This window comes from Gemmatimonadota bacterium, from assembly GCA_026706845.1.
Lineage (GTDB): Bacteria > Latescibacterota > UBA2968 > UBA2968 > UBA2968 > VXRD01.
Window position 1 is genome coordinate 1 of sequence record JAPOXY010000167.1, and the last position, 6,119, is coordinate 6,119.

General features: G+C 50.1%; 7 protein-coding genes. 5 read left to right on the forward strand and 2 right to left on the reverse strand.

The genetic code is table 11. The features are described from left to right. The 3 genes from OXG87_15460 to OXG87_15470 form a co-directional block, all read left to right on the forward strand. On the forward strand, nucleotides 1–577 hold a 577-nt coding region (locus OXG87_15460), incomplete at its 5' end, for a sigma 54-interacting transcriptional regulator (protein ID MCY3870946.1). After that, entirely contained in the window at nucleotides 567–1,910 is a 1,344-nt protein-coding gene (locus OXG87_15465; GenBank protein ID MCY3870947.1) for an ATP-binding protein, read from the forward strand. The genes OXG87_15460 and OXG87_15465, both read left to right, overlap by 11 nt. Before the next feature lie 71 nt (nucleotides 1,911–1,981). After that, nucleotides 1,982–2,167 (forward strand): hypothetical protein, encoded by a 186-nt coding sequence (locus OXG87_15470; protein MCY3870948.1) that lies wholly within the window; start codon nucleotides 1,982–1,984, stop codon nucleotides 2,165–2,167. Between the two features lie 79 nt (nucleotides 2,168–2,246). Here OXG87_15470 and OXG87_15475 read toward each other — a convergent pair whose 3' ends face one another. Both OXG87_15475 and OXG87_15480 read right to left on the reverse strand, forming a co-directional pair. Then, complete coding sequence (locus OXG87_15475) at nucleotides 2,247–2,489, reverse strand: DUF4926 domain-containing protein (protein ID MCY3870949.1); 243 nt, start codon at nucleotides 2,487–2,489, stop codon at nucleotides 2,247–2,249. A 22-nt stretch (nucleotides 2,490–2,511) separates the two neighbouring features. Further along, nucleotides 2,512–2,757, reverse strand: coding sequence for a hypothetical protein (locus tag OXG87_15480; GenBank protein ID MCY3870950.1), 246 nt, complete (start codon nucleotides 2,755–2,757; stop codon nucleotides 2,512–2,514). Between the two features lie 404 nt (nucleotides 2,758–3,161). On the opposite strand from OXG87_15480, the gene OXG87_15485 reads away from it, so the two are divergent. Together OXG87_15485 and OXG87_15490 are read left to right on the forward strand one after the other, a co-directional pair. After that, entirely contained in the window at nucleotides 3,162–5,540 is a 2,379-nt protein-coding gene (locus OXG87_15485; GenBank protein MCY3870951.1) for a DUF4962 domain-containing protein, read from the forward strand. A gap of 17 nt (nucleotides 5,541–5,557) precedes the next feature. Beyond that, the coding region (locus OXG87_15490; protein MCY3870952.1) for a PhoD-like phosphatase N-terminal domain-containing protein at nucleotides 5,558–6,119 on the forward strand (562 nt) is incomplete at its 3' end.

The window sequence follows — 6,119 nt, forward strand, 5'->3', positions numbered from 1 at the left end:
GCTGACGGCACTTGAAAACCGCACGGTTATTCGCCTGGGTACCAACCGACCCATTGATATTGATGTGCGGCTGATCTGCGCGACCAATATGCCGATTCACGATATGGTGGCCCGCAATGATTTTCGGCAAGATCTTCTGTATCGCATCAATACTGTTGAACTCCATCTGCCGCCTCTGCGCAATCGTCTTGACGATATTCCCCTGCTTGTGGAGGTGTTTCTCGAGACGTACGGTCAGAAGTACAATAAACCGGGTATTGCCATTCAATCAGCAGCACTTGAGCATCTCGTGAATTACACCTGGCCGGGCAATATCCGCGAATTGCAGCACGCGATTGAACGGGCTGTGATTATGAACGAAAATGGCATTCTTCAACCGCTGGACTTTCCTCTCAGCGTTTCCGAACCCGCCGCAGGTGACGATATTCATTTTGACGACTTCAATCTCGAATACGTGGAGAAAACCGTTATTCGCAAAGCGATTGAGAAGCACCGCGGCAATATCAGTCACGCAGCGCGTGAGCTTGGTCTCACGCGTAGCGCGCTTTACCGCAGGCTCGAAAAGCATGGTTTATAAACACTTTCGCCTGATATGTATTTTGCGCGTGGCCCTTCTGTGCATCACGACCTGTCTTTTCTTTTATTGTCTTTTTTTTAGTGAATACTACGCCACGCTTGCTATTATTGGTGCGTGTGTGCTCTATCAGACCTGGGCACTCATACACTATGTGGAGCGCACGCAGCGCGATCTGACGCGCTTTTTGCAGGCGATTCGCTATGAGGATTTTTCCCAATCTTTTACGGGTGCCGGGTTGGGGTCGGCGTATAACAATCTCAAGGATGCGTTTAACGAGGTGCTCGAGGCTTTTTGCAAGACGCGCGCAGAAAGAGAAGAGAATTTTCAGTATCTCCAGACCGTTGTCCAGCATGTGGGCATTGGTCTGATTTGCTATACGCCCGAAGGTCGTATTGAATTGATGAATACAGCGGCGCAGCGTTTGCTTCGCAAGCCCCATATGCGCGATGTGCGCGAATTGGAGGCGGTTAGTAAGGCGTTTTCAGAGGCGCTGCTCAAGCTCCGCTCGGGCGATAAGACGCTGGTCAAAATTCAGGATGAGGACGAATTGCTCCAGATTATCGTCTATGCGACTGAACTGCGGATGCGGGGCGAGTCTTTTATTCTGGCGTCTATTCAAAATATCCAGAGCGAGCTCGAAGAACAGGAGATGGAGGCGTGGCAAAAGCTGATTCGGGTACTAACTCATGAGATCATGAATTCCATTACGCCCATTTCTTCTCTCACTTCCACCGTGCGCGATCTTTTGCCCGATTCTGCGCACGCTTCATCGCTCGATCCCGATACGCTGCCCGATGTTCATACGGCTCTGGAAACGATTCAGTCGCGCAGCGAAGGTCTGCTCCATTTTGTCGAGGCGTATCGCCAACTTACACACATATCGCGTCCCGATTTTCAAATTTTTCATATTTCCGAACTTTTTGCCCGCGTTGTGTTTCTGATGCAGGGTGAGTGCGATAAGAATAATATCGCTCTGCACACGGGGATTGATCCCAGGACGCTCGAGCTTACTGCGGATCCCGACCTCATCGAACAGGTGTTGATCAATTTGATGCGGAATGCCGTGCAAGCTCTTGCAGGTCGTTCCAATGCCCGCATGGATCTCTCGGCACAACTGGATGGGCGAGGCCGGGTTGTGATTCGTGTGCAAGATAATGGTCCGGGTATTTTGGAAGATGTGCAGGAGCGGATTTTTATTCCTTTTTTTACGACCAAACGCGATGGCTCGGGTATTGGTCTCGCACTTTCCAGACAGATTATGCGCGTTCATCGCGGTACGATAAGTGTTCAGTCTAAACCGGAAGAAGAGACTGTGTTTACGTTGAGGTTTTGAAAAGAGAAATTGACATGCGATTTCAAGGGAAAGTTTATAAGGTTGGAAAGTTTTGGCTTGCAGAAATCCCAATGCTCGACGCTATGACTCAGGGATATACGAGAAAAGAAGCATGTGTTATGGTCAAAGACCTGATAGAGACGCTGGTGAATCGTCCAGAATTTTCAGTCGAAATTCATCCTGTAAAACGCGACACTTTCGAAGTCAGTTCTCCGGATACACGCGCAATGATTAGCCTTATGCTCCGCACGCAATAAAATTTGAGCGATGCCCATAAATAAAGAAGCCGATGTCATTTAGACATCGGCTTTTGCTATTCTCTCTTAAAAAAATAAACTACGATTCAGCAGAAATAGCTACGGTGTCGTACACTTTCCGTTTTTCGCGTAATGGAAGGAGATCTTTTCCCTCACATGTTATAAGGGCATAGGTGTAGCCATCTTGAGCTACAAATTCTACTTCATAGCCGTCATCAGGATGACATTCTACGACCGTGCCTATTTCGCCACGTACCAATTTGTGTTCCAGCTTATCGGTTGTTAATGCCACCACATCTAATAGGCGAATATCATTGGTCATCTTTCGCTCTTCTTCTAAATTTTTATGCCAATGACGCAATAGCTTCTGGCTCAATTTCAACGCGCAGAACATCCAGACCCAGAGACTTCACATCGGCTATTGCTGACCGGATTGCACTATCCATTGTTATCGCTTCTCGATGAAAATGAATTTGAGGAATATCGGCGATAGTGACAAGAGTCCCGTCGTCAATAACGCCGTAGAGTTTATCCGCTTCTTCTTCTGTCGGATCGGGAGCGATAATCAGAGTGAATTTCTGGACTTTCATGTTTAATTCGACCTTTAGATATGGGGACAGCGATTGACAATACGACGAACATCTCGTGCATGTGCTTCAGGATTTTTTGGGGTTGACATGATGCGAACACGACATCCTGTTCGGTCGCTATGTGGACACCAAACTGTACCCCAGATGTGAGCACGGGCGTTTGCTTTAATGAGCCGCCATCCTTTGCGTTCTGCGTATCTTATCGCTTCGCGAATATGTTTATTGGGATGAATGGGCGCTGTCCTTAGCTCACAGATTTATATTTTCTAATCGAATAAAAAATATACCACAATCAATATGGCGGGTCAATGTGGGACTGCATTTCCTTCTTGTATTGATTCTTTATGCCGATTATTATGACAGTGCTACTTGAGTGATTACCAAAAGCTGTGAGTTCATTCTTTATGAGAGTCATCCACGCCCAACCGCGCATTGCGGCATTTCCGATTAATAACAAGCGCGTTGACCGCAATCCCCCGCCTTTGCTCTGGCCCGCTGAGAGGGGCGAGGATGTGCGATACGCGGTTCGTTTGTCTCAAGATCCCGATTTTCCAGAATGCAGTACTTTTGCAGAAGAGGGTTTTCCCTGGGCGATGTTTAACACGCATCGAGAACTCGCGCCCGGGGTATGGTATTGGCAATACGGCACGTCAATAGATGGTGGTCCCTATCGCTGGTCTGATAGGTATGATTTTGAGATTACTGGTTCAGTTCGGTGCATGGAGACGCCGTCGGCTACTGATGTGATCGCGGCTTGTCCGAAGATGCATCCCCGGCTCTGGACATTGCCAGGTGGGGGCGGTGATCTCAAAGGCCATAGCAAGCGATTTACGTCGCGTGCGAATCAGTTTCTCGATGCGCCGCTGAAAGACGATACTATGCCGCCGGATAAGGGGGAAGACGCGTATCAGGTTTTCAAATTTCACAGGTGGGGTAGCAAAGCGCTTGCGGGTAGTATGGCTTCGGCGGTGCAATGGCTTATTCCGGCTTATTTGCTTTCGGGTGATGAATGCTATGCCCGCGAAGCGATACGCCGCGGGCTTCATGTGGCGAATTGGGATGCGGATGGGTACACCAATCCCGTTATTAGCGATTTTGCCGATGGTTCTTGTATGCGGGTTATGGCGGGTGTTTACGATTCTTGCTTTGATCTGCTTACGGGATCCCAGCGAGAATGTCTTCGCGCGGCAATGGTTGTGCGGGCAGAGCGATTTTTCAGGGAGGAGACGAATAAGATCGAGACGCTGGTTTTTCGCAGCCATTTCTGGCAACATTTGCTTATCGAATTTTCCGAGGTCGCTTTTGCGCTTTTGCACGAGTATTCCGATGCGGCACAGTGGGTACGCTTTGTGTACGAGTTGTGGATTGCCCGATTTCCCCTTATGGGAGGTGCAGATGGGGGCTGGGCAAATGGCAATTCTTATTTTGGGACGAATGTCGAGACTTTGCTCGTTCTCCCTTCGCGCATTGGAGAACTCAGCGGTGTGGATCTTTTTCAGGATGCATGGTATAAAAATAGTGCCAGTTTTTTGCTTTATACCTGGCCGCCCCATTCGCGGTCGGATGGATTTGGCGATGGTACGGAACTGAAGGCGCGTCCGACGCGTAATCATCTCGATTTTGTAGAGGATATGGCTGTTCGGTTTGACGATCCTTATGCAGCGTGGTATGTGCAGCAGTGGCGGGAAGAGGCAGGAGAGGAGAGCAATCCGTTACTCATGTGGCACAAGTTCAGAGATCAAAAGGCGAGACCGCGCCCGCGTTCGCCCAGATCATTGCCGCAGGGCTGGTGTTTTGCCGATGTTGGTATTGTGTCGCTGCATACGGATCTCGCAAATACCCGACGAGATCTCATGGTGGGCATGCGGTCCAGTCCCTATGGCTCGCTTCTCCATTCTCACGAGTGTCAGAATGGGTTTAATATTTTTTATGGAGGTGAACCCGTTTTTAGAAATTCGGGCTATTACACTTCTGCGGGTGACGATCATTCGAAGCAATGGTACAGGGCCACGCGGGGGCACAATTCGGTTCTCATAGATGGGAAGGGCCAGCCCCGAGGTGCTGAGAGTTATGGTATAATTTCCCGGTTTCTCAATGGTGAACACATGGCTTACGCGCTCGGCGATGCGTCCCATGCGTATGGGGATGCGGGTCTCAGGCGTTTTCGCCGGCATCTGGTGCTTTTGAGACCAGATGTTCTGGTGATTTACGATGATCTGGAAGCCGATCACGACGCCCGCTGGCAATGGCTCGTCCACGGGGATCGGGAAATTATTGCTGATGTTTGCCATCAGCGATTGTACACGCAGACTCGTGTTGCGCGCGGTCAGGTGAATATTTTTGGGTCTCAAAAATTGTATATTGATATCGATACAGTTTTTGATCCGCCCGCGGTCAACTGGGGAGGTAATAAGACTTTTTTGGGGAAAAATATGGCGGTTTTTCCCGATCAGTGGCACGTCGCGGTTTCGCCTGAGAGGGCATGTAATATGATGCGTTTTCTCGCTGTTTTTCAGGTGCGTGATCGGGAAGATGAAGCGCGATTTCAAGACCCTGTTCAGAGAGATGGGTGGATTTGTTTGGGCGATTGGATTATTCGGGGGGAGTTAAATCCCGGTCGTGGTCCCGCGCTCGAGATTCGCCATGAGGACGAGGGTATTGCCCTTGGTGTGGATGTCCTTGCGGTAGGCCGAGAACGCCATTGCGGATCCGATGCCACGGTGCTTGTTGAACCACCAGGTGTTCAAAGGACGACGGATACCTTGCCCCAGGCGGCGAGATGAATCACAGGAGAAAACGGATGAAGGTGCTGTTCACTGGTTTTTGTATGTTGGCACTGTTTGCCAATAGCTATGGTAGTGGTCCTTATCAGGCTACGGGGATTAAAATTTGCGAGGTGGATCAGACCAGTGCGATTGTCTGGACGCGTTTGACCAGGAATCCCGAGCGGATGGATAAAAGCCATCCCAAACCCACTGTGCGCTATCGAAATCCCGAGACGGGTGAATTGGAACGGCGCCAGGGCCGACGCACTATGGAACCCGTTGTTCTGTTTCCCGATGGTTCCGATATCCATACGATTGAGGGCGCGGTTCCCGGTACGTTGGGGGATGTGCGCGTGCGGTATGCTGTTGAAATGTCCGATGACTGGAAGAGTACGCCCTGGCGTGCTGTGGATCCCAATCGCGATTTTACGCGGCATATCAAGCTGACAGATTTGCAACCCGGTACGCGGTATCAGGTTGAGGTGCAGGCTCGCGCTGAGACAGATGGACAAGCGCTCTCGGGGCGTTTTCGCACGGCACCTTCTGAGGATCAGTCCGCCCGTGTTGTTTTTCACGTTTCTACCTGTCAGGCTTATG